Source organism: Ancylobacter koreensis (assembly GCF_023016525.1).
Lineage (GTDB): Bacteria > Pseudomonadota > Alphaproteobacteria > Rhizobiales > Xanthobacteraceae > Ancylobacter > Ancylobacter koreensis.
The window spans coordinates 84,798-111,709 of the sequence record NZ_JALKCG010000007.1 but is presented as its reverse complement, the minus strand read 5'-3'; the positions used below and the strand labels follow the sequence as shown (position 1 = coordinate 111,709).

The window sequence follows — 26,912 nt, the reverse complement described above, 5'->3', positions numbered from 1 at the left end:
ACGCCCCCGCGCGGCGCTAGCCGGCGAGCGCAGCCTCGATCGCCGCCAGCGCCTCGGCCGCCCGCGCGCCGTCCGGCCCGCCGGCCTGCGCGAGGTCGCGCCGGCCGCCGCCGCCCTTGCCGCCCAGCGCCTCGGCGCCATGGCGCACCAGCGCCACGGCGTCGTAGCGGTCGGTCAGGTCGTCGGTGACGCCGACAACGAGGCCGGCCCGGCCCTCGCCGGTGACACCGACGATGGCGACGATGCCCGAGCCGATACGCTTCTTGCCCTCGTCGACCAGGCTCTTGAGATCCTTCGGCTCGATGCCCGTCACCTCGCGGGCCAGCAGCTTCACGTCACCCACCGTGCGGGTCGGCTCCTCGCCGCCGGCGCTGCCGCCCATGGCAAGCTTGCGCCGCGCCTCGCCGAGCTCGCGCTCCAGCTTGCGGCGTTCTTCGACGAGTTGGGCAATGCGCGCCTCGACCTCGCCGACGGGCGCCTTGAGCAGGCCCGCCGCACCGTGCAGCGCGCGGCTCTCGGCGTTCAGGTGGAAACGCGCACCGTCGCCGGTCAGCGCCTCGATGCGCCGCACGCCCGCGCCGACCGCGCTCTCGCCGAGCACGCTGACGATGCCGATGTCGCCGGTGCGCGCCACATGGGTGCCGCCGCACAGCTCGACCGAATAGGGCGCGCCATTGCCGGGGTCGGTGCCCATGGAGACGACGCGCACTTCCTCGCCATATTTCTCGCCGAACAGCGCCCGCGCGCCCGACGCGATGGCATCGTCCACTGCCATCAGGCGCGTCACCACCGGCTCGTTGCGCAGCACGATGCGGTTGGCGATGTCCTCCACCCGCCGAAGCTCCTCCTCGTCGAGCGGCTTGGGGTGGCTGAAGTCGAAGCGCAGCCTGTCCGGCGCCACCAGCGAGCCCTTCTGCGCGACATGGTCGCCCAGCACGCGGCGCAGCGCCTCGTGCAGCAGATGGGTGGCGGAATGATTGGCGCGGATCGCCTGCCGGCGGTCGGGGTCTACGGTGAGGACGACAGGCGCGCCGACAGTGAGCGTGCCGGCCTCGACCTCGACCTCATGGACGAAGACGTCGCCGAGCTTCTTCTGGGTGCCGAGCACGCGGGCGCTGAGCCCGCCCTCCCCGGTCAGCGTGCCGGTGTCGCCGACCTGGCCGCCGGATTCGCCGTAGAACGGCGTCTGGTTCAGCACCACGAGGCCGCGCGCCCCGGCGGCGATCTCCGGCACGCGGCGCCCGTCCGCCACCAGCGCGGTGACCGAGCCTTCGGCCGCCTCGGTGCCGTAGCCGAGGAACTCGGTCGCACCGACCTCCTCGCGCACGCCGAACCACACCGTATCGGTCGCCGCCTCGCCCGAGCCCGCCCAGGAGGCGCGCGCCTCGGCGCGCTGGCGCTCCATGGCGACGTTGAAGCTGTCGACATCGACCGTGATCGCGCGCGCGCGAAGCGCGTCCTCGGTCAGGTCGAGCGGGAAGCCATAGGTGTCGTAAAGCTTGAAAGCCGTCTCGCCCGAGAACTTCGCGCCGGCGCCGAGCCCCTCGCTCTCCGCTTCCAGGATCGACAGGCCGCGCTCCAGCGTCTTGCGGAAGCGGGTCTCCTCCAGCCGCAGCGTCTCGGCGACCAGCGGCTCGGCGCGCACGATCTCGGGATAGGCCCGGCCCATCTCGCGCACCAGCACGGGAACGAGGCGGTGCATCAGCGGGTCGCGCGCGCCGAGAAGCTGCGCGTGGCGCATGGCGCGGCGCATGATGCGGCGCAGCACGTAGCCTCGCCCCTCATTGGAGGGCAGCACGCCGTCCGCCACCAGGAAGGTAGACGCGCGCAGATGATCGGCGATGACACGATGGCTCGCCTTCTGCGGGCCGTCGGCGGGCACGTCGGTCATCTCCTCGACCGCGCCGGTCAGTGCGCGCATCAGGTCGATCTCGTAATTGTCGTGCGTGCCCTGCAGCACCGCCGAGATACGCTCCAGCCCCATGCCGGTATCGATGGAAGGGCGCGGCAGCGCGACGCGCTCGCCGCCGGGCAGCTGCTCGAACTGCATGAAGACGAGATTCCAGATCTCGATGAAACGGTCGCCATCGGCGTCCGGCGAACCCGGCGGTCCCCCGGGGATGTGCGCCCCGTGGTCGTAGAAGATCTCGGAGCACGGGCCGCAGGGGCCGGTGTCGCCCATCTGCCAGAAATTGTCCGAGGTCGCGATGCGCACGATCCTCGAATCGGGCAGGCCGGCAATGCGCTTCCACAGCGAGAAAGCCTCGTCATCCTCATGGTAGACGGTGACCATGAGCTTATCGACCGGCAGCTCGAACTCGCGGGTGATCAGGTTCCACGCGAATTCAATGGCATTCTCCTTGAAATAGTCGCCGAAGGAGAAGTTGCCGAGCATCTCGAAGAAGGTGTGGTGGCGGGCGGTGTAGCCGACATTGTCGAGGTCGTTGTGCTTGCCGCCGGCGCGCACGCATTTCTGCGACGTAGCGGCACGCGAATAAGGACGCTTCTCGATGCCGGTGAAGACGTTCTTGAACTGCACCATGCCGGCGTTGGTGAACATCAGCGTGGGGTCGTTGCGCGGCACGAGCGGCGACGATTCCACCACCTGATGACCGTTCTTCGCGAAATAATCGAGGAAGGTCGCACGTATCTCGTTAACGCCGCTCATGAAACCCGGATCCGCCGATGAGAAGTAGCGGCGCCTCAAGGAACGGCGCCGGCCCGCGCCGGCGCGGGCGCAACGGTTCTAACGACGCGTCAACCCCTTGTCCAGAAAGCACGAGTACCCCCCGGCCGCCCCATGCCGGCGCCGGGCAAGACGGATGCCGGCGCCACGCGGGCGCCGGGGTCAGGTGCGGGTTTTAGGCCGGAAAGATCAGGCCTCGCCTTCGCCCTCGTCGTCCTCGCCCGCCTCGGCGCCGGCGAGGATCTGCTCGGCGATAAGCCCGGCATTCTGGCGGATCGTCGCCTCGATGCGGCCGGACACGTCGGGATTCTGCCGCAGGAAGTTCTTCGCGTTCTCGCGGCCCTGGCCCAGACGCTGGCTGTCATAGGAGAACCAGGCGCCCGACTTCTCGACCACGCCGGCCTTGATGCCGAGGTCGATGAGCTCGCCCATCTTCGAGACGCCCTCGCCATACATGATGTCGAACTCGACCTGCTTGAACGGCGGCGCCAGCTTGTTCTTGACCACCTTCACGCGGGTCTGGTTGCCCACCACTTCGTCGCGCTCCTTGATCGCGCCGATGCGGCGGATGTCGAGGCGGACGGAGGCGTAGAACTTCAGCGCGTTGCCGCCCGTCGTGGTCTCCGGGCTGCCATACATCACGCCGATCTTCATGCGGATCTGGTTGATGAAGATCACCATGGTGTGCGAGCGGTTGATCGAGGCGGTGAGCTTGCGCAGCGCCTGGCTCATCAGGCGCGCCTGCATGCCGGGCTGATTGTCGCCCATCTCGCCGTCGAGCTCGGCGCGCGGGGTCAGCGCCGCCACCGAATCCACCACCAGTACGTCCACCGCGCCCGAGCGCACCAGCGTATCGGCGATCTCGAGCGCCTGCTCGCCGGCGTCGGGCTGGGAAATCAGCAGGTTGTCGAGGTCCACGCCCAGCTTGCGGGCATAGATCGGGTCGAGCGCGTGCTCGGCGTCGATGAAGGCGCACACGCCGCCCTTCTTCTGCGCCTCGGCGATGGTGTGCAGGGCGAGCGTCGTCTTGCCGGACGATTCCGGCCCGAAAATCTCAACAATGCGGCCGCGCGGCAGCCCGCCGATGCCGAGCGCGATGTCGAGCCCGAGCGAGCCGGTGGAGACCGTCTCGATCTCCATGATCTTGTCGTTCTTCCCGAGACGCATGATCGAGCCCTTGCCGAAATGGCGCTCGATCTGAGTCAGCGCGGCGTCCAGCGCCTTGGCCTTGTCCATGGAAGATCCTTCAACGAGTCGCAGAGACGCTTGAGTCATCGCCGGGCTCCGGGCTGTATGCAAGGGGAGGAACGGGGTTTGCGGAATGTTGAGCGATATGTACCCTTTTTGTTCGATGTTCGCAATATGTTCTCGATGAAATTACCGGCGTTCGTTCTGGTGGTGGGGGGTTGCACCGTCGACGGCACGCCGATCGCGGTCGACGCCGCGACGATGGAGGCCGGCATCGAGGTGAAGGTAGGCTCCGCCGCCACGCTGGGGGTGGCCTATAACGGCCAGTTCGGCGACGGCGTCAGCCAGAACGGGTTCAACGCAACGCTCAGGATCGACTTCTAGGCCGATTTCATGCGGGCACCTCCCCCGGGCCCTCGGCGGACGCCACGCCGAGGGCGATGCGGCCAGCTCTACTCGCTGGCTGAAACTGCTTCTACCTCTCGCTTCAACGCGGCGACGACATGCTATGAACGCGCCGCACGCGCCATAGTGGGAGGCGAGTTGTGAACCTGCAAAGCCTCTCGGCGTCTCGCCGGCGAGCGATGACACCCATCTGCGCCTGCCACGCCCCTCGCCCGCCCGGCGAGATCGAGCGGCTCCGAATCCTGCGCCTGCTGGCGGTGTTCGAGCATCCCGAGGCGCTGCCGCCCGACCTTGCTTTGCCTCTGGGCGCCGAGATCCTCGCGCTCGCGCGCCCCATCCCGTCGGGCTTCCTCTGCGAGCCGGCATAACAACCTGAGATCGCTCCCGCGACCGCAGAAAACGCCTCGCCTCCCGCACCGTCCGAGGAACTGCTCGACGAGTTGGAGGCGCTGTACAAGAGCATCCACCCTCAACCTGAACTCTCCATGCACGAGGAGCGTACCGCCGGCCTCGCCGCCGACTGGTTCGAAGGCCTCGGCTACGAGGTGACACGTGGTGTCGGCGGCACCGGCGTGGTCGGGCTGCTGCGCAACGGCGAGGGAGCGACCGTGCTGCTGCGGGCCGACATGGCGCGCTGCCGATCCGTGAGCAGACCGGCCTCGCCTATGCCAGCGAGGCGACCGGGGTCGACCGCTCCGGCCAGGCGACCTCCGTCGCCCATAGCTGCGGCCACGACATGCACGTCGCCTGGCTGTGCGGCACGACGAAACTCCTCGCCGGGAACCGCGCCGGGTGGCGGGGCACGGTGATGGCGGTGTTCCAGCCCGGAGAGGAGACCGGACAGGGTGCGCGGGCCATGATCGAGGACGGCATGGCGCGCCGTTTCCCCAGGCCCGACGTCGCGCTCGGCCCGCATGTGGTGCCGGCGCCGGCGGGCACTATCGGCTGGCGTGCCGGGCCCCCGCCATGTCCGCCTCGGACAGCTGGGACGTGACCATCTTCGGGCGGGGCGCGCATGGCTCGATGCCCGAGCGCAGCCTCGATCCCATCGTGATGGCCGCCTCCGCCGTGCTCAATCTGCAGACCGTGGTGTCGCGCCAGATCGGCATGGAGGAGGAGGCGGTGGTGACGGTCGGCTCGTTCCACGCCGGCGTCAGCGAGAACACCATTCCCGAAGAGGCGCTGCTGCGGCTCAATGTGCGCTCCTTCAACGATGAGGTGCGCACCCGCGTGCTGGACGGCATACGCCGCATCTTCAAGGCGGAGGCCGTCGGCGCCGGCGCGCCCAAGGAGCCGGCGATAGCCATACTCGGCGAGCATCCGCTGACCCGCAACGACGAGGCCGCCACGCATCGGATCGTCGAGGCCTTCGCGGCCCGCTTCGGCGCGGCGAATGTGCAGGAGATTCCTCCCGCCACCGCGAGCGAGGATTTCGGCCTGTTCGGCGCCGCGTGGGGCATTCCCTCGGTCATGTGGTTCGTCGGCGGCACCGACCCGGCGGTGCTCGCGGCGGCGGCGCAGCCGGGCGGCAAGCCGGTGCCGGCAAACCATGCGCCGGATTTCGCGCCGATCATTCATCCCACCCTGCAGGCCGGCGTCGAGGCGATGCTGACGGCCGCCGGGCTCTGGCTGGCGATCGGGGACGGGGCGGCGAACTGATGGAGGCCCGCGCTGGTGGGCTCGTCCTCGCGCTGAACCTCGTCGGCACCGCAGTGTTCGCGCTCAGCGGCGGCCTGGCCGGCGTCCGGCGCGGCATGGACCTGTTCGGCGTGCTGGTGCTCGCCCTCGTCACGGCGGCGGCCGGCGGCGGCGTCCGCGACGTGCTGATAGGCGCCATTCCACCCGCCTTCGTCGCCGGCTGGCACGCTCTGGCGCTGGCGCTCGCGGCGGGGCTGTTCGCCTTCCGCTTTCCCGATCTTCTGGAGCGGGTAAAGGCGCCGGAGCTTTTGTTGGACGCGGCGGGCCTCGGCGTCTTTGCCGCGACCGGCACGGAGAAGGCGCTCGCCTTCGGCGTGTCTCCGCTGATGGCGGCCATCCTCGGCATGGTCACCGGGATCGGCGGCGGCATGGTGCGCGACGTGCTGACCGGCCGTCCGCCGGAGGTGCTGTATGCCGACATCTACGCCGTCGCAGCGCTGGCGGGGGCCGTCCTCGTCGCCGGCGGACATCAGTTCGGCATACGGGCGGCGATGACGCTGCGGCCCGGCGCGGCGCTGTGCTCCTTCCTGCGCATGATGGCGATCCATCGCGGCTGGAAGCTGCCGATGGCGCGGCGCGCCGGCAGCACGCGGGCAAATTCCTCCTCCCGGAGATTGAAGGGCCTCGCCCGCTTAGCCCATTCTTCCCCTAGCGTGAATCTTCATTAGACTTAGTATAAACTATTGAATTTGCACGATTAATTCGCTTGCGCTAGATTGCCGCCATCCTATCCGCTTCTGTTGTGGCTCCGCTCGATGTCTTCGACGGCTTCCCAGGCCGCCCGGCTCTATGTTTCCGAACATGGCCGGCTGGCGCGGCTGATCCAGCGCATCGTCCGCAACCGGGCGGTGACGGAGGATCTCGTCCACGATTCCTTCGTCAAGTTGATCGACCGACTGGGCGCGGGCACGGGCATCTCGGACAAGGAAGCCTATCTCACCCGCATCGCGCAGAACCTCGCCATCGACCACCGGCGCCGCGAGCGCGAGCATCTCAGCCTCGACGAGGCGGGGCTGTTCGAGTTGGCCGACGCCCGCCCCTCGGCGGAGACGGTGCTGGCCGACCGGCAGGCACTGCTCTGCACGCTCGCCGTGCTCGCCGCCATGCCCCCGCGCACCCGCCGGGCCTTCGAGATGCACCGTCTCGGCGAGGCGACGCTGGCGCAGATCGGCGTCGCGCTCGGCATCTCCACCGCCCATGCCGGGCGGCTGGTGATGGACGGCTACCGCACCCTGCGCGACGGGCTGCGCGCCGCCGGGATCGATTGAATCGCCCGGACGGGAGAAGAATTCCGGCCTGCACCGTCATCGTCTATAGGTGGCGCGCTCGCGCGGGAAATGGCCATGTCGATGCCGGCGGACAGCGAAGATCTCTGGAACGAGGCGATGGCCCTGCTCATCGCCTGGCAGGCGCGGCCCGAGGACGAGGCGGCGCGCGAGGCGGTGCGCCGCTTCTGCGGCCAGAGCCCGGACCACCGCGCCGCCTGGGCGGAGGCCAAGCAGGTCTATCGGCTGGCCGAGAACGGGATGAAGGCCGACCGTGCCCGGCGGCGTCCCCGCCTCAGCCGGCGCCAGACGCTGGCCGGCCTCGGCGCGCTCGGCCTTGTCGGAGCCGGCGCCCTGGCGGCGCCCCGTTTCAACCGGCGCTGGCGCGCCGACTACACGACCGCCGTCGCCGAGATCCGCCGCGTGCCGCTGCCGGACGGGAGCTGGCTCACGCTGGGCCCGGAAAGCGCCGTCGACGTGTCCTTCGCCGAGGGGCGACGACGCGTCGAGGTGCTCGACGGCATGGTTCTGTGCGAGGTGGCGCCCGCCGCCACGCCGTTCGAAGGCGAGGCCGGCGAGTTGCGCGCCGTGGCGCTCGGCACGCGCTTCGAGCTGCGGCGCAATGACGGACGCTGCTCCGTCGGCGTCGAGGAAGGCTCGGTCGAGGCCTTCGCGGGCGCCCGTCCGCCGGCTTTGCTGCATGCCGGCGACTGGCTGACGCTCACCGCCGACGGGACGAGCGTCGAACAGGGCCGTCGCGACGCCGGCCAGACCGCCGCCTGGCGGCAGAAGCTGCTCGTCGCGGAGGGCGATCCGGTCGGCGCAGTGGTGGCGGAGATCGCGCGCTGGCGACCCGGCAGCGTCTTCATTGCCGACCCCGCACTGTCCGGCATGCCGGTGAGCGGCCTTTACGACCTCGCCGATCCCGACGCCGCGCTCGCCGCCGTGGTGGCGCCCTATGGCGGGCGGGTGCGGCATGTCTCGTCCTGGGTGACGGTACTCAGCCGGCTCTGACGAACTTTTTTCCGCCGATTGCGAGAAATCCCCCGACCTGCCCCGTCAACACATCAGGAAACCGCGCAGGCCCGCCGCGAGAGCGGGCGGCGCATCGGGCTGATGGCGTTGCGAAACGGGGTGGGGTACGGAATGAAGCGGACACGGCTTGCGCGGATGCGCGGCGCTCTCATGCGGGGCGCGGCGGGGGCTTCCATCGCGTCGCTGGCGCTCGTGGCGGCGGCGCCGACCGCCTTCGCCCAGCAGGCGGCGGCCGTCGCCGAGCGCAGCTTCGCCGTTCCCGCCGGCCCCCTGTCGGCCGCGCTGGTGGCGTTCGGCCGGCAGGCCGGGGTGCAGATCAGCTACGTTCCTTCGGTCGCGGTCGGCATCGCCACACAGGGCGTCTCCGGCGGCATGAGCGTCGAGGCGGCGGTGGAGCGGCTGCTTGCCGGCACGGGCCTCTCGCATCGCTTCCAGGGTGGCACGGTGGTGATCTCGCGGCCCGCTCCCGCCGCAGGCGACGCGCCGGGCGGGGCCATCGAGCTCGATACGGTCGACGTCACCGGCGACGGCACGGACGGCTTCGTCGCCACCCGCACGGATGCCGGCACCAAGACCAACACGCCGCTGATCGAGGTGCCGCAGTCGATCTCCGTAGTCACCCGCGACGAGCTCAACGTGCGCAACGTGCAGACCGACGCCGAGGCGCTGACCTATGTGCCGGGCATCTACGCCCAGCCCTTCGGCGGCGCGCAGAACCAGCAGAACCCCTATTACATCATCCGCGGCTTCCCGAGCGCGCAGGGCGGCAGCTATGTGGACGGGCTGATCAGCTACATCAACTACCGCTACGAGCCCTACGCCTATTCGAGCTACGACGTGGTGCGCGGCCCCTCCTCCAGCCTCTACGGGCAGAGCGATCCGGGCGGCCTCGTCAACCGCGTCTCCAAGTTGCCGACCGAGGAGACCATCCGGGAGGTCCAGCTGCAGGGCGGCAATTTCGACCGCCTGCAGGGCGCCTTCGACCTCAGCGGCGCCATCGACAAGGACAAGCAGTTCCTCTACCGGCTCACCGGTCTGTTCCGCGATGGCGATGCACCGATCGTCTACGACTACGGCATCACCGCGCCGGACGAACGCCAGTTCATCGCCCCGGCGCTGACCTGGCAGCCGAACGACGACACCACCATCACCTTCCTGGGCAACTATCTGAAGGACAAGATCGGCCAGGAAAACTCCTTCATGTGGCCGGACACCCGCCAGCTCACGCATCTGGCCATCCTCCCGTCGAATTACGGGGTATGGAACCAGGAGCAGTACGCGGTCGGCTACCTCCTGGAGCACAATTTCTCCAACGATCTCGTCTTCCGCCAGAACCTCCGCTACACTCACATGGAGAGCTCGATCCGCTCCGGCTGGGTCTGGGACGTGACCGACGGCTGGGCCTCGCGCGTCGTCGACGGCAATGACGAACGCCGCAGCGACCTCGTGATGGACAACCAGCTCCAGTACGATTTCCGCACCGGGCCGGTCGAACACGCCCTCCTCGCCGGCGTCGACTACCAGAACACGTCCGACTGGATCGCCTTCGTCGATAGCTGGGACGCGCCGCCGCTGAACATCTTCTTCCCCGACTACGGCGTGCCGCTGCCGACCGCCACACCCTGGCAGTCGGTGACCTATACGGGCGAAACCTACGGCCTGTATTTCCAGGACCAGATGAAGTTCGGCGACGGCTGGATCGTCACCCTCGGCGGCCGGCAGGATTGGGTGGACGGACGCTCGGTGGGCTACGACCTCTATTCCGCCGACCCGATCATCGACGCCAAGAGCGACGACGAGAAGTTCACCTATCGCAGCGGCGTGACCTATGTCTTCGACAACGGCCTCGCGCCCTATGCGAGCTACGCCACCTCCTTCCTGCCGCAGTCCGGCGTCGACGCCTTCGGCAATCCGATGAAGCCGACGACGGGCGAGCAGATCGAGGCCGGCATCAAGTTTCAGCCGGTCGGCTGGAACGCCATGTTCACCGCCGCGGTTTTCGAGCTCACCAAGCAGAACGTGCCCACGCCCTATGGAGAGGATCCCTTCGGCCCGCAGGTGCAGGACGGCGAGGTCCGCTCGCGCGGCGTCGAGTTGCAGGCCACCGTCAGCATGAACGGCTGGAACCTGAACGCCTCCTACACCTACAACGACGTGGTGGTGACGGAAGCCAATCCGGACGTGCCGAACAGCTCGCTGGCGATCGGCAAGCACCCGCGCTGGGTGCCCGACCAGATGGCCTCGATCTGGCTGGACTACACCTTCTCGAACGGTCCGCTGACCGGCCTGAACCTCGGCGGCGGCGTGCGCTATGTCGGCACCACCTATGCCGACGCGCTGAACACCATCGCCAACGATCCCTACACGCTGGTCGACGCCGTGGTGCGTTACGACCTCGCCCAGCTCTGGCCGCAGATGAAGGGCGCGGAGCTGGCGGTGAATGCCACCAACCTGCTCGGCACCGAATACGTCACCTGCTTCAGCGCCGCCGACTGCAAATGGGGCGCGCAGCGCACCGTGATGGGCACGCTGACCTATCGCTGGTGAGCGCGGGTGGCGCCGGCATTCCGTCCGAACCGCCGCACCGCGCTCGCGCTGGCGGGCACGGCGCTGCTCGCGCCGCGCGGCGCGCGGGCGGCAGCGCCCGCCCTCGCGCCCGTCGCGGTGATGGAGCTCGACATCGCCGAGGCGATGCTGGCGCTCGGTGTGGCGCCGCTGGCGATGGCCGAGGCGAGCCGCTTCCGCGCGCGGTTTCCCGGCTCGCGCCTGCCCGCCGCCTGCGCCGAGCTGGGCGCCTCCTGGGAGCCCAATCTCGAACGGCTTCAGGAACTGGCACCCGCCCGCGTGCTCGCCTCGCGCGACCGCGAAATGCTGGTGCCGCTGCTGGAGCGCGTCGCACCGGTCACGCTGATCGAGCCGGACGACACGCGCGGGCGGGCGGCGCGCGGCGCCGACCTCATGCGCCGTCTCGGCGACGCGCTCGGCCGGGCCGGAGAGGCGCAGGCGGCGCTGGCGGCCGCCGAGCGGCAGCTCGCCTTGCTGCGCGGTGCCCTGGCGGGCCGCGACCTGCCTCCGGTCTTCCTCGTCGCGCTGGTCGAGGGCGGCACGCATCTGGAGATCTACGGCGCCGGCTGCCTGCTCGACGACGCGTTGCGTCGTCTCGGCCTCGCCAATGCCTGCGCGCTGCCCATGCCGTCCTATGGCTGGGTGATCGCCGGCATCGAGCACCTCGCCGACCGTCCCGAGGCCGCCGTGCTGGTGCTGGATTTCGGGGCGCCGACGCGGCGCGCGCTGGCGCAGCTCCACCGCAGCCCGCTGTGGCGGAACCTGCCGCCGGTGGCGGCCGGCCGGTTGCGGCTCGTCGAGGCGGCCAGCGTCTGGGGCGGGGTGCCCACGCTGGTCGACATCGCCGGCCGCATCGCCGGCGTGATGGCGCCCTCGCTCGCCCCGGCGCTTTACTCACCCACAGGTACGCGCTCGTGATGGCCGGCGCGGAAACCATGACCGGCCGACGCGCTTCCGGCGGCCGCGCGGCCCTGCTGGTAGGGCTGTTGCTGGCGGCGGGGATCGCTTTCACCTTCGCCGGGCTCGCCACCCGTCTGCCCTCCGCTCTCTGGTGGGAAGCGCTGACCGCTCCACGCGCCGAGGCGGCGGAGCTGGTGTTCCGCTTCGGCCTGCTGCCGCGCCTTGCGGTGAGCCTTCTGGCGGGTGCCGCGCTCGGCCTGTCGGGCGCGCTGTTCGCCCATGTGCTGCGGAACCCTTTGGCCGAGCCCTCGACGCTTGGCACCTCGGCCGGCGCCGGGCTGGCGCTGGCCTTTGCGACGCTCTACGCGCCCTTCCTGCTGGAGGCGGGCGCCTTCTGGGTCACGCTCGCCGGCGCGCTGGCGGCCACCGGCCTTGCGCTCGCCATCGCCTGGCGCCAGAGCCTGTCGCCGCTCGCGCTCATCCTCGCGGGCCTCGTCGTCGGGATGGTGTGCGGCTCCATGGGCGGCGTGCTGGTGCTGTTCGAGCACCATCATCTGAGCGCGCTGTTTCTCTGGCAAGCCGGCTCGCTCGCCCAAAACGGCTGGCAGGGCGCCGCCGCGCTGGCCGGCACGCTGGCGGTGGCGGGGCTGGCCTGCCTGCTGCTGTTGCGTCCGCTCGCAGTGCTGGAGCTGGACGATGCCGGCGCGCGAGGGCTTGGCGCGCCGGTGGCGGCGATCCGTCTCGGCGCGCTCGGCGTGGCGGCGGCGCTGGCGGCGGCGGTGGTCGCCAATGTCGGCGTCGTCGCCTTCATCGGCCTCGCCGGGCCGGCGCTGGCCAGGCTCGCCGGCGCACGCACGCCGGGGACGCGCCTCGCCGGCGGCGCGGCGGCAGGCGCCCTGCTGCTCTGGCTCGCCGACCAGTTGGCCCAACTGGCGGAACGGCTTTCCGGCGTCGGCCCGCCGACCGGCCTGCTCACCGCCCTGCTCGGCGCGCCTCTTCTGCTCGTGCTGCTGCCGCGCCTGCGCGATGCCCTGCCCGCCCCTGCGCCGGCGGAAACCGACCGCAAAGGCGCGTCTGTGCCGCGCATGGCCGTGTTCGCAGCCGTGATGCTCGCCGTGCCGACGATGTCGCTGCTGCTCGGCCGGGGCGGCGACGGCTGGTGGCTGGCCCTGCCGGGCGACCCGGTGCTGGACTGGCGCTGGCCGCGGATCGTCAGCGCCTTCGGTGCCGGCGCCATGCTCGGCCTTGCCGGCACCATGATCCAGCGCGTCAGCGCCAATCCCATGGCGAGCCCGGAGATACTGGGCATCTCTTCCGGCGCGGCGGCCGGCGCGACGCTGCTGGTGATCCTCGCGCCGGTGGCCGGCCGCTCCGGCCTGCTCGGCGCGGCCTTCGCCGGTGCCGTCGCGACGACCGGCCTCGTCATGGCGCTCGGCCGGCGCTTCGACTACGCGCCCCAACGCCTGCTGCTGACGGGAGTGGCGCTCACCACGATCATCGGCGCGGCGCTCGGCCTCGTCATGCTCAGCGGCCATCCCCGGCTCGACCTGCTGCTGCGCATGATGGCCGGCTCGACCTATCTCGCCTCGCCGGGCGAGGCCGGCGCTTCGCTGGTGCTCGCCGTGACGGGCGTGGGCGCGCTGGTGCTGAGTGCGCGCGCGCTCGGCCTGTTCGGGCTCGGGGCGCCGGTCGCCTCTTCGCTCGGCCTCCCCGTGCGCGCCGGCCGGCTCTGGATCGTCGCGCTGGTCTCGGCGCTGACGGCGGCGGCCACGCTGGTGACAGGGCCGCTCTCCTTCGTCGGCCTCGTCGCCCCGCACGCTGCGCGGCTCCAGGGCTTCCGCCGGCCGCTGGCGCAGGGCGTCGCGGCCATGGCGATCGGCGGCACGCTGATGGTGCTGGCGGACTGGATCGGCCGCACCCTCGCCTTTCCCTGGCAGATGCCGGCGGGGCTGATCGTGAGCCTCGCCGGAGGCCCCTATTTCCTCTGGCTGATGCTGCGGAGGCGGGCATGAGCGCCGGGCCGATCGAGGTGCTGCCGCCGGCGCTGGCCGGCAACTACGCCTATGTGAACACCTGTCTCTGGCCGGCGCCGGGGCCGGGCGGCGGGGTGGCGGGAGCCGCGCTCATCGAGGGCCGGCTGGACGGGATCATCGGCCGCTTCGCCGCGCTTCATCCCGGCTGCGACCGCCGGCCCGTGGTCTCCATGTGGTTTCAAATCTACGTCGCCGCTTTGCTGCCGCCGCTCGTCGCCGCCGACCGCTTCGGTGGCGTCGCGCTGCCGGTCGCGCTCGACGAGGTGCGGGTGCTGATGGGCGAGGACGGCATCTGCACGGGCTTCGTGCTGCCGCCCGGCGCGCCGGCGCGCGGCGATGTCTTCCACCGCTTCGCGCCGGTGCTGCTCCGCCATGTCGAGCCGCTGATCGAAGCGCTCGCCGCTCAGATGCGGGTCTCGCGCCGGCTGCTCTGGGCCAATGTCGCCGACAGCCTGCACGCCATCGCCGCCGTGGCCGAGCACCTGCCCGGCGCGGTGCCGGACGCGGCGGCCGACATCGACCGGCTGCTCACGGCGCGGCAGTGGCCGGATGGCCGCCGCAATCCGCTCGCCGGCCATACGCGCTATCTGCCGACGGACCACGAACACCGCGAGCGCGCACGCCGCGTCTGCTGCCTGCGCCATATGCTGCCCGATTTTGAGACCTGCCCGGCCTGCCCGGCGCCGGGAGAGCCCCTCCGATGACGTCACGACGCGAATTGCTGGCGCCCTTCGCCTTGCCTCTCGCCGCCGCCGGACTGCTCGGCGCGCTGGCGAGCGCGGCGACCGTCGCGCTGCTGGCGACCACCAATTCGCTGCTGGCGCAGGCGGAGCGCCGGCCGGACGAGCTCGCGGTGTTCGGCCTGCTCTGCCTCGTCGCCTTCGGCGGCAACGCGCTGGCCGACATGCTCACCAACAGGGCCGGCCAGCATCTGGTGGCCCGGCTGCGCCGCTCGCTGGCGGAGCGTATCCTCGCCGCCCCGCTCGACGCCCTGGAGCGCTACCGCACGCACCGACTGATGCCGGTGCTGACCGGCGACATCGACGCGGTGAGCGACCTCGCCTTCCTCTTCGCGCCGCTCGCCATCGCCGGCGCCGTGATCCTGGGCTGCGTCGGCTACCTGGTCTGGCTGTCGCCGCCGCTCGCCTTCCTCGTCTGCGCGCTGGCCGGCGCCGGCTCGGTCGCGGTCTATGCCACCCGGCTGCGCGGCGTCGCGGGCTTCTGGCAGGCGCGCGAGAGCGAGGACGCGCTGCATAAATCCTACCGCACGCTGATCGAGGGCGCGCGCGAGTTGCGCCTGAGCCGGAACCGCCGGAGCGAGCTGCTCGACGGGGCGATGGCGCCGACCATCGAGACCATCCGCCGGGTCAACACCCGCGCCATCAACGTGTTCGTGCTGGCCAACGCGGCCGGCTCGACGCTGTATTTCGCCGTCATCGCGCTGGTCGCGGCGGGCGGGGCGTGGCTCCAGGTGGAGGATGCCGCGGTGCTGACCGGCACGGTTCTGGTGCTGCTCTATATGAAAGGCCCCATCGACCAGATCATGCAGGCGCTGCCGCCGCTGGTGCGCGCGCAGATCTCGCTGCGCCGCGTCGCCGAGCTGAACGAGGCCTTCGCTGCCGGGGAGGCGCCGGGCGATGAAGTCCCAACGGCGACGTCGTTCGGCAGCCTGGAGCTTTCCGGCGTGCGCTACGCCTATCCCGCCCCGGCGGACGGCGAGGCCTTCGCGCTGGGGCCGCTCGATCTCGCCGTCAAGGCGGGCGAAACGGTCTTCGTGGTCGGCTCCAACGGCGCCGGCAAGACGACGCTGATCAATCTGCTGCTCGGCCTCCACGCGCCACAGGCCGGCGAGCTGCGGCTCGACGGACGCCCGGTCGACGCGGCGGGGCGCGACGCCTACCGCCAGACCTTCTCGGCGGTACTCTCGGACTATTTCCTGTTCGAGACCCTGCCGGCCGGCGCCGATCCCGACGCCGCGCGCGCGCACATCGACTGGCTCGGCCTCGGCGGCAAGCTCAGCGTGGAAGGCGGGCGGCTCTCCACGCTCGACCTCTCCAGCGGGCAGAAGAAACGGCTCGCCCTCGTCCATGCCTGTCTGGAGGATCGGCCCGTCATGGTGTTCGACGAATGGGCAGCGGACCAGGACCCGCGCTTCCGCCGCATGTTCTACGAGACCGTGCTGCCCGAACTGAAGCGGCGCGGGCGGACGCTGATCGTCATCAGCCATGACGACCGCTATTTCCACATCGCCGACCGGCTGGTGCGGCTGGAAGCCGGCCGCATCGTGCCCGCGACGGCGGAGGCCGGCCGATGAATGCCCAGACGCCCGGCGCCTCGCCTCTGTTCGGGATTTCGCAGGCAAGCTTCGCGCTGGACGGGCGGGACCTGCTGAAGCCGGTTTCGCTGGGCCTGCCGGCCCGGCGGGTCGTGGGCCTGATCGGCCAGAACGGCTCGGGAAAGTCGACGCTGCTCAAGTTGCTCGCCCGGCAGCTCGCGCCGACCGGCGGGACGCTGGCGCTGGACGGGCGGCCGCTCGGCGACTGGGGCGACCGGCCCTTCGCGCGGCGCGTCGGCTACCTGCCGCAGCAGACCCCGGCGACCGGCGGCATGCAGGTGCGCGAGCTGGTGGCGCTCGGCCGCTATCCCTGGCACGGGCCTTTCGGGCGCTTCTCCCTCCGCGACAGCCGGCAGGTGGAGGAGGCCATCGCGCTCACCGGGCTGGCCCCGCTGGCGGAACGCGGCGTCGACACGCTGTCGGGCGGCGAGCGCCAGCGGGCCTGGCTCGCCATGCTGGTCGCGCAGGAGACCGACTACCTGCTGCTCGACGAGCCCATCGCCGCGCTCGACATCGCCCACCAGCTCGACGTGCTGGCGCTGGTACGCCGGCTGGCTGGGGAGCGCGGGCTCGGCGTTCTCGTCGTGCTGCACGATGTCAACATGGCCGCGCGCTTCTGCGACGAGATCGTCGCCCTGCGCGCCGGCCAGATCGTGGCGCGGGGGACCCCCGACGAGGTGCTGACAGCGGCCGCGCTGCGCGAGGTTTACGGCGTCGACATGGAGGTGCTGCGTCATCCCGGGCTCGACCGGCCCATTGCCCACGCACGTTAGCCGCCATGGCGCCGGCGGCAACCTACGACGAGAAAACGGCCCGCGTCCGACGCCCGTGCTGCGCACCTTGGGCCGGCTCGCCCAGAGATCCGCGCCACGGCCAGAAGATGGCCGATGCTCCGCCGCCGCGCCATCAGCGGCTCGCCGACATACAGGCCGCCATCCGCGCACGGCCGAACGCTGCGCTCACCATGGTCGTCTCAGGCCGATGAAATGGGCCCCTCCCCTGCGCGGTCGTTTCTCCGCCGACAGAGGCACAGAAGACACGCAATTCGTTACAGAACGTAACGAATCATAGCGCGCCATAACAACCGGATGCTGGCCGATTGAATTATGCACGCTGCGATGCTGCGCGTCCCGATGAAGCTCCGCCGACGTTTCGAAAGTAGACATATCCCAACGCCGTACCCGTGGAGACGGCTGGGCGGGCAATACCGCTGCGCAGGACCGGCAGCGGGCAAAGGGCAACATAAGCGAAGCAGTTGCAGGACGGGCGGGCGAAGGTGCGGGCGGGGACCGAAGCGGCTGCGGGCGGCGTCTTTGCTCGGTGGAAGGATAAAGCGGCGCCCGGCGACACGAGCGCCCACCGGGTTGCCGGTCCCGCTTCGGCAAAAGGCGCCTTCGGCCCGCGGCGCCAGCGGTTGCTGTCCACCAGCGCATTGTCTGGCGCGCGCGTGCTCGCCTCGGCGGGACTGGTGCTTTCGGCCGCGCTCCTGATCACTGCCGGCGGCCCCGTTTCCTTCACCACCTCCGCGTTCGCCGGTGGCGGTGACGGCGGCTATGGCGGCGGCGGATATGCCGACGGCGGAGCCGATAGCCTGGATGACGCCGGCGAGCCGGGCGCAGCGGGCGAAAATGGCAGCGGCAGTTTCAGAGGCGGCTCGGGCGGTGGCGGCGGCGGCGCCGGCTCTACAGGCGGGGCCGGCGGCGATGGCGGCGCCAGCGGCGTCGCGACGGGCGGGACCGGCGGAGCCGGCGGCAGTGCTCCAGGGGGCTCGGGTGAGGATGGCGGCGACGGGTCGATCGACCTGCTGTCCGTCAGCGGCGGCGGTGGCGACGGCGGCGCGCATGGATTTACCGGAACGGAACTGCCGATCGCCGGCAGCGATGGCGGGGACGGGGGCGCGGGCGGCGGCGGCGGCAATCTCATACTGGGCGAGGGTTCCGCTTCCTCCGGCGGCGGCGGCCTCGATGGCGGCGATGGCGGCGATGGCGGCGCCGGTTTGTCGGTGCAGAGCGACGGCAGCAAGGAGACCATCATCAGCGTCAATGCGCGCCTGACGGGCGGCGATGGCGGGGATGCCGGCAGCGGCGAATTTCAGAATGGCCCGCGCGGCGGCGATGGCGGCGCCGGCCTGACGGTGCAGACTACCGGCGGCGCCAGGACCGTCGTCAACGTCAATGCGGCGATCGTCGGCGGCAACGGCGGAGCGCGGGGTCTGGGGGAGGATCGAGACGGCGCCTAGGGCGCCAGGGGCAGCGGCATCTCGGGCTCGGGCCTCGCCGTCGTCCTCAATTCCGGCGGCTCGATCTCAGGCGGCGTCTCCGGGGACGGCACGACGCAGGGATCGGCCATCCGATTCACTGCGGACACCAACAGCCTTGAGCTGCGGACGACGGCCGGCATCTCGGGCGCCGTCCTCGCGAACGGCACGGCGGACACACTCATCCTCGGCGGCGCCAGCGATCTCTCCTTCGACGTTTCGAAGATCGGCGGGACCAATCAGTTCCAGGGCTTCGAGGCGTTCGAGAAGACGGGCACGAGCACCTGGACGCTCACCGGGACACCGAGCGGGACCCCGGCCCCGGTGACGCCGTGGACAATTCTGGCCGGGACACTGTCGATCGGCGCGGACGCAGCGCTGGGAAGCAACCTTGGCGGGCTCACCTTAAACGGGGGCGCGCTCGCCATTACGGACGACATCTCGATGTCGCGCGGCGTGACGTTCGGCGCCAATGGCGGAACCGTGAATGTCGCCGCCGGGGCGTCCGTCGAAATGAGCGGTCTCGTCGACGGCACCGGCAACTTCACCAAATCGGGCACCGGCGAACTCACCTTCGTCGATGGTGTGTCGTCCTTCGCCCAGACGCTGACGGTGGCGGCGGGCCAGGTAAATCTCGGCGATGGCGGGGCTCCCGTCGGCTTCGGCGGCGACGTGGCGATCGACGACGGGGCCACCTTCGCGATCGGCCATGCCACCGGCACGCTGGCCCTTGGCGGCGACATCGGCGGCGAGGGCCTGTTCGTGGTGAACGGGGGCGGCATCGTCACTCTGACCGGCGACCTTTCCGGGCTCACCGGCGATGTGAGCGTTCAGAAGGGCATTCTCGCCCTTTCCGGCAACGCCTCACTGGCGAATGCCGCCAGCGTCGACATCGCCGGCAGCGCCAATAGCGAATTGAACGTTTCCGCCATCGCCGGCGACGGGACCACCATCAAGAACCTGTCCGGCACCGGGGCCCTAGCCACGGTCGCGCTCGGTTCGAAGGACCTGACCATCGAGCAGGTCCTGGACAGCAGCTTCGCCGGCTCGTTCACCGGCGACGACCAGAGCGCGCTGACCAAGAGCGGCATCGGCAAGCTGACGCTGTCGGGCGACAGCTCGCTCTTCGAGGGCGAGACGTCGATCTCGGGCGGGACGCCGCTTCTCGCCGAGGGCAAGCTCGGCGGCACGGTGACGGTCGCGGATGGCGGCACGCTCGGGGGGAAGCCGCCAGCTTTCGGGAACGGTGACGGTCGAGGACGGGGTACGCTGTCGCCGGGCAGCAGCCCGGGCACGCTGACCTTCACCGATGATCTGACGCTGGAGACCGGCTCGACGACGACGTTCGAGCTGGCTACGCCGCGCGTGGTCGGCGGCGCCGACAACGACCTCATCGAGGTCGAGGGCGCGCTGAGCATCGAGGCGGGCAGCGCGCTCGACATCACGGTCGGGGCGGCCGACTTCACACGCTGTTCACCTATGGCTCCGCCGGCGGCGATTCGTTCGACGCGACGGTGACCGGGAGCGGCGGGTTCACCGTCGACCGCAGCTCTCTCAACTACGGCACCGGCACCAACGGGGTGATCACCCTTGTCGCGCTGGGCGAGGGTCAGGTCATCCAGTACTGGGACGGCGCGGTCGAGGGCGATGGCGGCGGCCCGGGCACCTGGAACGCCGGCAACCCCAACTGGGCCGATGGCGGCCCGGACGATCCCGATCCGTCCTACAGCCCCTGGCTCGGCTCGGTCGGCGTCTTCGGCGGCACCACGAGCGGCACCGTGACGGTGTCGGGCAAACAGTCCTTCGACACGCTGCAGTTCAAGACCTCCTTCTATCAGCTGAGTGGCGGCTCGCTGGCGATGGACCCGGCCTCGGGCAGTTCCGGCACCAACACCTATGGCGGCGTCACGGCCTCCATCGATTCGGCGATCGTCGATGGCAGCGGCGTGGCCGGGCTGGTCAAGCTCGGCAATGGCGATCTGTACCTCACCGGCACCAACACCTATGGCGGCGGAACCGAGATCAAGGGCGGGAAGCTGTGGGTCGAGGCCGACGCCAATCTCGGCGCGGCCGGAACCGGCGTGAGCCTGGACGGCGGCGTGCTCGCCGTGCAGGGCACGAGCTACACCTCGACCGGGCGGACCATCTCGCTGGGCGGGAACAATGGCGGCATCGAGGTCAAGGACCCGCTGCACAGTTTCACCGCAGCCGCGGAGACTCGGGCGAAGGCGGGCTGGTCAAGCTCGGCGACGGCCGGCTGGTGTTGAGCGGAACCAACTCCTATGAGGGCGGCACAAGGTGGAGGCCGGCACGCTGCAGGTCTCGTCCGACGCCAATCTCGGCGCCGCTTCGGGCGGGTTCGAGATCGCCGGCGGCACGCTGGCGACGACAGTCGGTTTCACGAGGGCGCGCGACGTGACCGTATCGGCAAGCGGCGCCCTGGACATTGCAACCGAAACCGCGCTGGAACTCTCCGGCGCCGTCTCGGGCACCTCCATCCTGACCAAGAGCGGCAACGGCACGCTGGTGCTCTCGGGCAGTTCCGCGATCGACTGGACCCTCTCGCAGGGCACGGTGAGCGTGGAGACCTCCGACTTCTCCGGTGACGTCAAGCTCACTGGCAACCTCGTCCTGAACCAGCAGGAGGCGATGACCTATGACGGCGCGCTCTCCGGCGCCGGCATGTTCGTCAAGAATACGGCGGCTGCGGTCAACTACACCGGCGACGGTTCGGGCTTCACCGGCACGACCACCGTGACACAGGGCCTGCTGTCGGTGAACGATGCGCTCGGCGGCACCATCGAGCTGCTCCCCAGCGCCTCGCTGGGCGGTTCGGGCACCGTCGGAACCGTGATGGTCGGGTACAACTCCACGGTGGCGCCAGGCAACTCCATCGGCACGCTTACCGTGACCGGCGACATCACCTTCGCCGCCGGCTCGATCTATGAGGTGGAGATCGCCGGCGACGGCGGAGGCGACCTGATCGCCGCGAACGGGCGTGCCATCCTGGAAGGCGGCACGGTAAACGTCGCCGCGCTCGACCCGAAGACCAGCTACCGCAGCGGGCAGAGCTACAGCATTCTGACGGCGCAGGGCGGCATAGAGGGTGCCTTCGACGGGGCGAACTCGCGCAGCCCCTTCCTTTCGGTCAGGCTGGATGAGGGCGACGACAGTATAGATGTCGTCGTGTCGGTCAGTGATGACTTCATCACTGTGGCGTCGACGCCGAACCAGTATGCGACGGCGACGCAGCGCCTCGGGCTCCTCCGACGACTGGACGCTCGGCGCCTATGCCGGCAACCGGTGGGGCGCGCTCGGCCTGCGCACCGGCCTCGCCTATACCTGGCGCGACGTGGAGAGCACGCGCTCCGTCGCCTTCGACGGCTACGCCGACCGGCTGGGCGCCGATTACGGCGCCGGCACCTTCCAGGCCTTCGGAGAGCTCGGTTACCGGGTCGAGACCGCCTTCGCCAGCTTCGAGCCCTTCGCCGGCCTCGCCTATGTGTCGCTCGACACGGACGGCTTCACCGAGACCGGCGGGGCGGCGACGCTGACCACCGCCGGCACCAGCATGGACACCGCCTTCTCGACGCTGGGCATCCGGCTGGAGAGGGAGGTGACGCTGGGAACGGTAGCGGCACGGCTGCGCGGGGCGCTGGGCTGGCAGCACGCCTTCGGCGACATCACGCCCGAGGCGACGCAGGTCTTCCGCGGCTCGGCGCCGTTCACGGTGAGCGGCGTGCCGCTGGCCGAGGATGCGGCACTTGTCGAGGCCGGGCTCGACCTCTCGCTCACCAGCGCCACCACGCTGGGCCTCGCCTATACCGGACAGTTCGGCGACGGAACCACCCAGAACGCCATCAACGCAACGCTCAAAGTCAGCTTCTGAAAGGTGACTTTCGCTCGGCACGCCTCCCGGTAACGCTTGCCGCTCCTCCCCCTACCCAAGGGCGAAATCTTCTAGGCGGCGGGGCCGAAGCGGCGGCCGGCCTCGATCGAGAGGCCGATGCCGACGGAGCCGAAGGTGTCGCCCTCGATCACGCGGGCATCGGGCAGTTCGCCGATGATGGCGCGGCGCACATGGGCGAGGCGCGTGGAGCCGCCGGTCAGGAAGAGAGCGTCGATGTCGCCGGCCTTTAGCCCCGCAAGGGCGAGGCAGGCGGCGATCCGGCCGCTGATACGGCTCGCCAGCGCTCCGGTGCGCTCGGCGAGATCCTCGTCGCTCAGTTCGACGGCGACGCCCTCCCCCATCCAGTCGAGCGCGAGGCGGGTGTGCGGCTCCGAGGCCAGCCGGATCTTCGCCTTCTCTACCGCGCCGACCAACGCATGGCCGCGACGCTCCTCAATGGCGCGGATCAGGCGGTCGATCAACTCGGGCTGGGCGGCGTCACGGCGCACCTGCCGCACCTCGGTCAGCACCTTGGGATCGTAGAGCCGGTTGATCCGGTGCCAGGTGGCGATGTCGTGGAAATAGCTGGACGGCACGTAGAGGCCGGCCCGCTTCATCGGGCTGTTGTGGCCGAGCAGCGGCGTCACCGAGCGCAGCGCCAGCACGCGGTCGAAATCCGTGCCCCCGATGTGCACGCCGTCATTGGCGAGGATGTCCTTGCCGCGCTCGATCAGGCGCCGGCGCTCGGGGCTGAGGCGCACGATCGAGAAATCCGACGTGCCGCCGCCGATGTCGGCGATCAACGCCACCTGCTCGGTGTCGATGTGCTGCTCGTAGTCAAGCGCGGCGGCGATCGGCTCGAACTGGAAGCACACCTCGCGAAAGCCGATCTCGTGGGCGATGACGCGCAGCGCGTCCTCCGCGCGCCGGTCGGCGGCGGCATCGCCGTCGACGAAATGCACCGGCCGGCCATGCACCACGGCGCCGAGCTCATGGCCGAGCCGCTCCTCGGCCCGTTGCTTCACGCCCTGCATATAAGCGCCGATCACATGGCGGAAGGCGACGCGCCGGGAGCCGATCTGCGTCTTCTCGTCGATCAGTGAGCTACCGAGCACGGATTTGAGCCCGCTCATCAGCCGCCCCTCGACCCCTTCGACATAGGCGTCGACGGCGGCGCGGCCGAGCCGACGCTCGCCCTTGCGATCGAAGAAGATGGCGCTCGGAAGCGTCGTCTCCTCCCCCTCCAGCGCGCACAGCGCCGGGCCGTCCGGCCGTGCCACACCAAGCGTCGTGTTCGACGTTCCGAAATCCAGTCCGCAGGCCGTCATGTCGCTATCTCTGCACGCCAGAAAAAGAAGAAGCGGAACGGCGCGCCAGGGCGCCGTTCCGCAGTTTGCTCCACGAGGAGTGACGTTCAGGCCGTGGCCGCCGCCCGCATGTGCCGGAAGCGCCGCCACAGCGGCGAGACCAGGATCAGCAGGGCGATCACCAGCAGCACGGCGGAGATCGGCCGGTCGACCAGGATGATCGGGTCGCCCACCGACATGGCCAGTGACTGGCGGATGGCCCGCTCCATCGGCTGGCCGAGCACAAAGCCGAGGATCAGCGGTGCCGAGGGGAAGCCCCCCTTCGGCAGAAGGAAGCCGATGAACCCGAAGATGAGCAGCAGCGAGATGTCGAACAGGTTGCCGGCCGCTCCATAGGCACCGGCCACGGCGACGCCGAGAATGGCCGGGTGCAGGATGTAGAGCGGTACCCGCAGAATCTGCGCGAACACGCCGACGAGCGGCAGGTTCATGACCAGCAGCACGACATTGCCGATATAGAGGCTGGCCACCAGGCCCCAGAACACGTCCGGGGACTCCGTCATCATCAACGGCCCCGGCTTCACCCCCCACAGGATCAGCGCGGAGAGCAGCACCGCCGTGGACGAGCCGCTGGGGATGCCGAAGGTGAGCAGCGGCAGCAGCGCTCCGCCCGTATCGGCATTGTTCGCCCCCTCCGGCGCGGCGAGCCCTTCCGGCGCGCCCTGGCCGAACCGCTCGGGATGCTTGGAGACCGCCTTCTCGATGCCGTAGGACACGAAGGAGGCGACCGTCGCGCCCGCGCCCGGCAGCAGGCCGATGATGAAGCCCGTGACCGACCCGTTGAGGAAGGCGAAGCGGCAGGCTTTCAGTTCGGCCCAGGAAGGCAGCAGGTTGCGCAGCCCCTTGGGCACGGTGAGCAGTTCGCTCTTCTCCTTCGCCTCGATGTTCAGCAGGATTTCGGCAATGGCGAAGATGCCGATGGCGACCGTCATGAACTCGATGCCGCCGAGCAGCTCGCTATGCCCGAAGACGAAGCGCGCCTGCGCGGTGAACAGGTCGGTGCCGATGGTGGCGAGCCACAGGCCGAACACCAGCGAGAGCACCGACTTGATCATCGACTTGCCCGACAGCAGCACCACCAGCGACAGGCCCATCACCATCAGCGCGAAATATTCCGGCGATGAGAAGCTGAGCGCGAAGTTGGCGATGGGCGGCGCCACGAAGGTCATCAGCAGCAGGCCGACCGTGCCGGCGACGAAGGAGGCGATGGCGGCGATGCCGAGCGCGGCACCGGCGCGGCCGTTACGGGCCATCTGGTAGCCGTCGATGCAGCTCACCACCGAGGAGGCCTCGCCCGGCATGTTGAGCAGGATCGAGGTCGTCGAGCCGCCGTACTTCGCCCCGTAATAGATACCCGCGAGCATGATGATGCCGCCGGTAGGGTCCATGGTGTAGGTGAGCGGCAGCAGCAGCGAGATGGTCGCCGCCGGGCCGAGGCCGGGCAGGATGCCGATCACCGTGCCGAGAAAGCAGCCGACAAAACACCAGAAGATGTTCGTCGGCAGCATGGCGATGCCGAAGCCGTGCAGCAGTCCGTTGAGTGCTTCCATGTCAGAACCCCCAGATGGCGCTGGCGGGGAGCGGCGACTGCAGCAGCTCGGCGAAGCCGAGATAGAGCGCTCCCGCGATGCAGGTCGCCACGATCGCCGCGTTGAGGGTCGGTCGTGCGAAGACGACGCGGATGATGAAGAACAGGACGAGGCCGAAGCCGGGGATGAAGCCGAAGGCCCACATCAGCGGCACGCTCGCGGCGAGCGCCACCAGCGTCGCGATGGCCTCCCAGCGCCCGCTGGCGTTCAGCTCGTCCTCGGGGCGCGGCGCCGCGACGCCCCCTGCCCGCAGCGCCTTGAGCGTCAGCCACAGCGCGAAGAACAGCATCGCCCCGCCATAGATGAGCGGGAAGAAACCCGGCCCGGGGCCGTCGCGTTCATAGACGACCCATCCGAGCGATTGCTGCACGATGTACAGCCCGAGCACGGACAGGCCGGATCCGAACAGGATGTTCGGATCCCTTAAGTATCTCAGCATTGGTACCTCCCTGTATTTCTTCTTGTTGTGTGGTCGATGCCGACCCGCTTCCCGGCGGAGCGACGGTTGTCTGGATTTCAGGTGGGGCTTGCGAGGCTCCACCCGGCGAAAAGGGCGCCGGCCGCCAGCAGAAGCAGCATGGGCGGGATGCGCGGCCGCGCCAGCATGAGCGAGCCGGTGGCGGCCGCGACGAGCCAGGAGGCCGGCCCGGCATCGGCGATGCGAAAGAGCGACAGCACGCCGGCGCCGACGAGGCCGGTGCCGACCGGGGCCAGCCCCTCCTGCACCACCGCGTGCCAGGCCTTGCCCTCGTGCCGCGACAGCGTGCGCATCACGACGAGGCACACCAGCGAGGACGGCACGAAGATCGCCAGCATCGCGACCAGCGCGCCGGCCCAGCCCGCCACCTGCCAGCCGATCAGCGTGGTGAGCATCAGGCCCGGCCCCGGCGCGGTGCGGGAGATGGCGAAGAATTCGACGAATTGCGGCGCGTCGACCCATCCGTGCAGATCGACCGCCTGGTGCTGCACCGCCGGCAGGACGCTGACGCCGCCGCCGAAGGCCACCAGCGACAGCGGCGCAAAGGCCAGGGCGAGCGCGACATAGGGATTGTCAGCCATGGCGCGCCCTCCGGCGGGCGGCCAGCGCGATGCTGACCGGGACGGCAACGCACACCACGGCGATGAGCGGGAAATGCAGCACGCCAACCGCGATCATCGTCGCCGCGATGACGGCGAGCGAGGAGGCGTGCCGCGACAGCTGCGCCCCGCGCACCGTCATCATCAGCATCAGCCCCATGGCCGCGGCGGTCACGCCGTTGAGCCCGGCCGCGACGAAGGGAAGCCCGGCGAGGCGCTCATAGACGAGCATGAAGCCGATGATGATGAAGAACGGTCCGCCCAGCAGGGCGGCAAAGGCCACGGCGGCGCCCGGCAGGCCGCGCAGGCGCTGCCCGACATAGATGGCGAGGTTCACCACATTGCCGCCCGGCAGGATCTGGCAAATGGTGAGCCCGCTAAGGAACTCGGCCTCCCGCAGCCAGCCGCGCTTCGTCACCACCTCGTGGTAGATCAGGCCGGTCATGCCGCCGCCGAAGCTGAGGCAGCCGATCCGCAGATGAAGCGCGGCGATGGCGGCAAGTGACACCTCGGGATGCGGCACCTCGGCACGCGGCACGTCGGTACGCGGCGGATGTTCTTCGAGGGACTGCATCATGGTCTCCGCGAGGCGGGTAGCGGCGGATCGGGCCGGGTACGGCTCG

26 protein-coding genes are annotated in these 26,912 nt (G+C 70.2%); 18 read left to right on the top strand and 8 right to left on the bottom strand.

Annotated features, from left to right (window positions below; all coding sequences use genetic code 11):
* Window positions 1–16 precede the first annotated feature (16 nt).
* Both alaS and recA read right to left on the bottom strand, forming a co-directional pair.
* Window positions 17–2,668, bottom strand: coding sequence for an alanine--tRNA ligase (gene alaS, locus MWN33_RS15695; protein ID WP_247201984.1), 2,652 nt, complete (start codon window positions 2,666–2,668; stop codon window positions 17–19).
* 207 nt (window positions 2,669–2,875) lie between these two features.
* Window positions 2,876–3,961 (bottom strand): recombinase RecA, encoded by a 1,086-nt coding sequence (recA, locus tag MWN33_RS15690; protein WP_247201983.1) that lies wholly within the window; start codon window positions 3,959–3,961, stop codon window positions 2,876–2,878.
* A 96-nt stretch (window positions 3,962–4,057) separates the two neighbouring features.
* Here recA and MWN33_RS15685 point away from each other — a divergent pair, with 96 nt between their 5' ends.
* The 17 genes from MWN33_RS15685 to MWN33_RS19215 all read left to right on the top strand — a co-directional run bounded on the left by MWN33_RS15685 (window position 4,058) and on the right by MWN33_RS19215 (window position 20,786).
* Window positions 4,058–4,258 carry an autotransporter outer membrane beta-barrel domain-containing protein gene (locus tag MWN33_RS15685; protein WP_247201982.1) on the top strand — a complete coding sequence of 67 codons (201 nt, stop codon included), beginning with the start codon at window positions 4,058–4,060 and terminating at the stop codon, window positions 4,256–4,258.
* A 200-nt stretch (window positions 4,259–4,458) separates the two neighbouring features.
* Window positions 4,459–4,647 carry a hypothetical protein gene (locus MWN33_RS15680; protein WP_247201981.1) on the top strand — a complete coding sequence of 63 codons (189 nt, stop codon included), beginning with the start codon at window positions 4,459–4,461 and terminating at the stop codon, window positions 4,645–4,647.
* A 152-nt stretch (window positions 4,648–4,799) separates the two neighbouring features.
* Window positions 4,800–5,273 carry a M20/M25/M40 family metallo-hydrolase gene (locus MWN33_RS19165; protein WP_343313414.1) on the top strand — a complete coding sequence of 158 codons (474 nt, stop codon included), beginning with the start codon at window positions 4,800–4,802 and terminating at the stop codon, window positions 5,271–5,273.
* Window positions 5,246–5,938, top strand: a complete 693-nt coding sequence (locus tag MWN33_RS15670) for a peptidase dimerization domain-containing protein (RefSeq protein ID WP_247201979.1) — start codon at window positions 5,246–5,248, stop codon at window positions 5,936–5,938. The genes MWN33_RS19165 and MWN33_RS15670 overlap by 28 nt, the downstream gene beginning before the upstream one ends.
* Window positions 5,938–6,645 carry a trimeric intracellular cation channel family protein gene (locus tag MWN33_RS15665; protein WP_247201978.1) on the top strand — a complete coding sequence of 236 codons (708 nt, stop codon included), beginning with the start codon at window positions 5,938–5,940 and terminating at the stop codon, window positions 6,643–6,645. The genes MWN33_RS15670 and MWN33_RS15665 overlap by 1 nt, the downstream gene beginning before the upstream one ends.
* An 87-nt stretch (window positions 6,646–6,732) precedes the next feature.
* Window positions 6,733–7,245, top strand: a complete 513-nt coding sequence (locus tag MWN33_RS15660) for an RNA polymerase sigma factor (RefSeq protein WP_247201977.1) — start codon at window positions 6,733–6,735, stop codon at window positions 7,243–7,245.
* Window positions 7,246–7,320: 75 nt separating this feature from the next.
* Window positions 7,321–8,256 carry a FecR family protein gene (locus MWN33_RS15655; RefSeq protein ID WP_247201976.1) on the top strand — a complete coding sequence of 312 codons (936 nt, stop codon included), beginning with the start codon at window positions 7,321–7,323 and terminating at the stop codon, window positions 8,254–8,256.
* Between the two features lie 156 nt (window positions 8,257–8,412).
* A complete protein-coding gene (locus MWN33_RS15650; RefSeq protein ID WP_247201975.1) occupies window positions 8,413–10,824 on the top strand; it encodes a TonB-dependent siderophore receptor in 2,412 nt (803 codons plus the stop codon).
* A 6-nt stretch (window positions 10,825–10,830) separates the two neighbouring features.
* Window positions 10,831–11,760: an ABC transporter substrate-binding protein gene (locus MWN33_RS15645; RefSeq protein WP_247201974.1), complete on the top strand. Its 930-nt coding sequence runs from the start codon at window positions 10,831–10,833 to the stop codon at window positions 11,758–11,760.
* 17 nt (window positions 11,761–11,777) lie between these two features.
* Entirely contained in the window at window positions 11,778–13,754 is a 1,977-nt protein-coding gene (fhuB, locus tag MWN33_RS15640; RefSeq protein WP_247201973.1) for a Fe(3+)-hydroxamate ABC transporter permease FhuB, read from the top strand.
* Window positions 13,751–14,479 (top strand): siderophore-iron reductase FhuF, encoded by a 729-nt coding sequence (fhuF, locus tag MWN33_RS15635; RefSeq protein ID WP_247201972.1) that lies wholly within the window; start codon window positions 13,751–13,753, stop codon window positions 14,477–14,479. The genes fhuB and fhuF overlap by 4 nt, the downstream gene beginning before the upstream one ends.
* Window positions 14,476–16,089: a cyclic peptide export ABC transporter gene (locus tag MWN33_RS15630; RefSeq protein ID WP_247201971.1), complete on the top strand. Its 1,614-nt coding sequence runs from the start codon at window positions 14,476–14,478 to the stop codon at window positions 16,087–16,089. Before fhuF ends, MWN33_RS15630 begins: the two co-directional genes overlap by 4 nt.
* Window positions 16,086–16,883 carry an ABC transporter ATP-binding protein gene (locus MWN33_RS15625; RefSeq protein WP_247201970.1) on the top strand — a complete coding sequence of 266 codons (798 nt, stop codon included), beginning with the start codon at window positions 16,086–16,088 and terminating at the stop codon, window positions 16,881–16,883. The genes MWN33_RS15630 and MWN33_RS15625 overlap by 4 nt, the downstream gene beginning before the upstream one ends.
* A gap of 482 nt (window positions 16,884–17,365) precedes the next feature.
* On the top strand, window positions 17,366–18,349 hold the full coding sequence (locus tag MWN33_RS15620) for a hypothetical protein (RefSeq protein WP_247202100.1): 984 nt from the start codon (window positions 17,366–17,368) through the stop codon (window positions 18,347–18,349).
* 342 nt (window positions 18,350–18,691) lie between these two features.
* Window positions 18,692–19,885: a hypothetical protein gene (locus MWN33_RS15615; protein ID WP_247201969.1), complete on the top strand. Its 1,194-nt coding sequence runs from the start codon at window positions 18,692–18,694 to the stop codon at window positions 19,883–19,885.
* Window positions 19,882–20,634: an autotransporter-associated beta strand repeat-containing protein gene (locus MWN33_RS19160; protein WP_247201968.1), complete on the top strand. Its 753-nt coding sequence runs from the start codon at window positions 19,882–19,884 to the stop codon at window positions 20,632–20,634. The genes MWN33_RS15615 and MWN33_RS19160 overlap by 4 nt, the downstream gene beginning before the upstream one ends.
* Window positions 20,628–20,786 carry a hypothetical protein gene (locus MWN33_RS19215; RefSeq protein WP_425532014.1) on the top strand — a complete coding sequence of 53 codons (159 nt, stop codon included), beginning with the start codon at window positions 20,628–20,630 and terminating at the stop codon, window positions 20,784–20,786. Before MWN33_RS19160 ends, MWN33_RS19215 begins: the two co-directional genes overlap by 7 nt.
* A 295-nt stretch (window positions 20,787–21,081) precedes the next feature.
* Here the strand turns inward: MWN33_RS19215 and MWN33_RS15605 are convergent, their stop codons facing one another.
* Window positions 21,082–21,288: a hypothetical protein gene (locus MWN33_RS15605; RefSeq protein WP_247201967.1), complete on the bottom strand. Its 207-nt coding sequence runs from the start codon at window positions 21,286–21,288 to the stop codon at window positions 21,082–21,084.
* Between the two features lie 314 nt (window positions 21,289–21,602).
* On the opposite strand from MWN33_RS15605, the gene MWN33_RS15600 reads away from it, so the two are divergent.
* Window positions 21,603–22,256 (top strand): autotransporter outer membrane beta-barrel domain-containing protein, encoded by a 654-nt coding sequence (locus tag MWN33_RS15600; RefSeq protein ID WP_247201966.1) that lies wholly within the window; start codon window positions 21,603–21,605, stop codon window positions 22,254–22,256.
* A 71-nt stretch (window positions 22,257–22,327) separates the two neighbouring features.
* Here MWN33_RS15600 and MWN33_RS15595 read toward each other — a convergent pair whose 3' ends face one another.
* The 5 genes from MWN33_RS15595 to MWN33_RS15575 form a co-directional block, all read right to left on the bottom strand.
* Entirely contained in the window at window positions 22,328–23,584 is a 1,257-nt protein-coding gene (locus tag MWN33_RS15595; RefSeq protein WP_247201965.1) for an Hsp70 family protein, read from the bottom strand.
* An 86-nt stretch (window positions 23,585–23,670) separates the two neighbouring features.
* Window positions 23,671–25,173, bottom strand: coding sequence for a tripartite tricarboxylate transporter permease (locus tag MWN33_RS15590; protein WP_247201964.1), 1,503 nt, complete (start codon window positions 25,171–25,173; stop codon window positions 23,671–23,673).
* A 1-nt stretch (window position 25,174) separates the two neighbouring features.
* Complete coding sequence (locus MWN33_RS15585) at window positions 25,175–25,651, bottom strand: tripartite tricarboxylate transporter TctB family protein (protein ID WP_247201963.1); 477 nt, start codon at window positions 25,649–25,651, stop codon at window positions 25,175–25,177.
* Window positions 25,652–25,728: 77 nt separating this feature from the next.
* Window positions 25,729–26,271, bottom strand: coding sequence for a chromate transporter (locus MWN33_RS15580; RefSeq protein WP_247201962.1), 543 nt, complete (start codon window positions 26,269–26,271; stop codon window positions 25,729–25,731).
* Complete coding sequence (locus MWN33_RS15575) at window positions 26,264–26,863, bottom strand: chromate transporter (RefSeq protein ID WP_247201961.1); 600 nt, start codon at window positions 26,861–26,863, stop codon at window positions 26,264–26,266. The genes MWN33_RS15580 and MWN33_RS15575 overlap by 8 nt, the downstream gene beginning before the upstream one ends.
* Window positions 26,864–26,912: the final 49 nt, after the last annotated feature.

What these genes read in the sequence shown, in the direction of transcription:
- MWN33_RS15670 (WP_247201979.1), top strand. Translation starts at nt 5,246, where the DNA reads ATGTCCGCCTCGGACAGCTGGGACGTGACCATCTTCGGGCGGGGCGCG.
- MWN33_RS15630 (WP_247201971.1), top strand. Translation starts at nt 14,476, where the DNA reads ATGACGTCACGACGCGAATTGCTGGCGCCCTTCGCCTTGCCTCTCGCC.
- MWN33_RS15680 (WP_247201981.1), top strand. Translation starts at nt 4,459, where the DNA reads ATGACACCCATCTGCGCCTGCCACGCCCCTCGCCCGCCCGGCGAGATC.
- MWN33_RS15660 (WP_247201977.1), top strand. Translation starts at nt 6,733, where the DNA reads ATGTCTTCGACGGCTTCCCAGGCCGCCCGGCTCTATGTTTCCGAACAT.
- MWN33_RS15580 (WP_247201962.1), bottom strand. Translation starts at nt 26,271, where the DNA reads ATGGCTGACAATCCCTATGTCGCGCTCGCCCTGGCCTTTGCGCCGCTG.
- recA (WP_247201983.1), bottom strand. Translation starts at nt 3,961, where the DNA reads ATGACTCAAGCGTCTCTGCGACTCGTTGAAGGATCTTCCATGGACAAG.
- MWN33_RS15605 (WP_247201967.1), bottom strand. Translation starts at nt 21,288, where the DNA reads ATGTCGCCGGTCACGGTAAGCGTGCCGATGGAGTTGCCTGGCGCCACC.
- MWN33_RS15600 (WP_247201966.1), top strand. Translation starts at nt 21,603, where the DNA reads ATGCGACGGCGACGCAGCGCCTCGGGCTCCTCCGACGACTGGACGCTC.
- fhuF (WP_247201972.1), top strand. Translation starts at nt 13,751, where the DNA reads ATGAGCGCCGGGCCGATCGAGGTGCTGCCGCCGGCGCTGGCCGGCAAC.
- MWN33_RS15665 (WP_247201978.1), top strand. Translation starts at nt 5,938, where the DNA reads ATGGAGGCCCGCGCTGGTGGGCTCGTCCTCGCGCTGAACCTCGTCGGC.
- alaS (WP_247201984.1), bottom strand. Translation starts at nt 2,668, where the DNA reads ATGAGCGGCGTTAACGAGATACGTGCGACCTTCCTCGATTATTTCGCG.
- MWN33_RS15685 (WP_247201982.1), top strand. Translation starts at nt 4,058, where the DNA reads ATGAAATTACCGGCGTTCGTTCTGGTGGTGGGGGGTTGCACCGTCGAC.
- MWN33_RS15575 (WP_247201961.1), bottom strand. Translation starts at nt 26,863, where the DNA reads ATGCAGTCCCTCGAAGAACATCCGCCGCGTACCGACGTGCCGCGTGCC.
- fhuB (WP_247201973.1), top strand. Translation starts at nt 11,778, where the DNA reads ATGACCGGCCGACGCGCTTCCGGCGGCCGCGCGGCCCTGCTGGTAGGG.
- MWN33_RS15595 (WP_247201965.1), bottom strand. Translation starts at nt 23,584, where the DNA reads ATGACGGCCTGCGGACTGGATTTCGGAACGTCGAACACGACGCTTGGT.
- MWN33_RS15650 (WP_247201975.1), top strand. Translation starts at nt 8,413, where the DNA reads ATGCGCGGCGCTCTCATGCGGGGCGCGGCGGGGGCTTCCATCGCGTCG.
- MWN33_RS15655 (WP_247201976.1), top strand. Translation starts at nt 7,321, where the DNA reads ATGTCGATGCCGGCGGACAGCGAAGATCTCTGGAACGAGGCGATGGCC.
- MWN33_RS15625 (WP_247201970.1), top strand. Translation starts at nt 16,086, where the DNA reads ATGAATGCCCAGACGCCCGGCGCCTCGCCTCTGTTCGGGATTTCGCAG.
- MWN33_RS15590 (WP_247201964.1), bottom strand. Translation starts at nt 25,173, where the DNA reads ATGGAAGCACTCAACGGACTGCTGCACGGCTTCGGCATCGCCATGCTG.
- MWN33_RS15585 (WP_247201963.1), bottom strand. Translation starts at nt 25,651, where the DNA reads ATGCTGAGATACTTAAGGGATCCGAACATCCTGTTCGGATCCGGCCTG.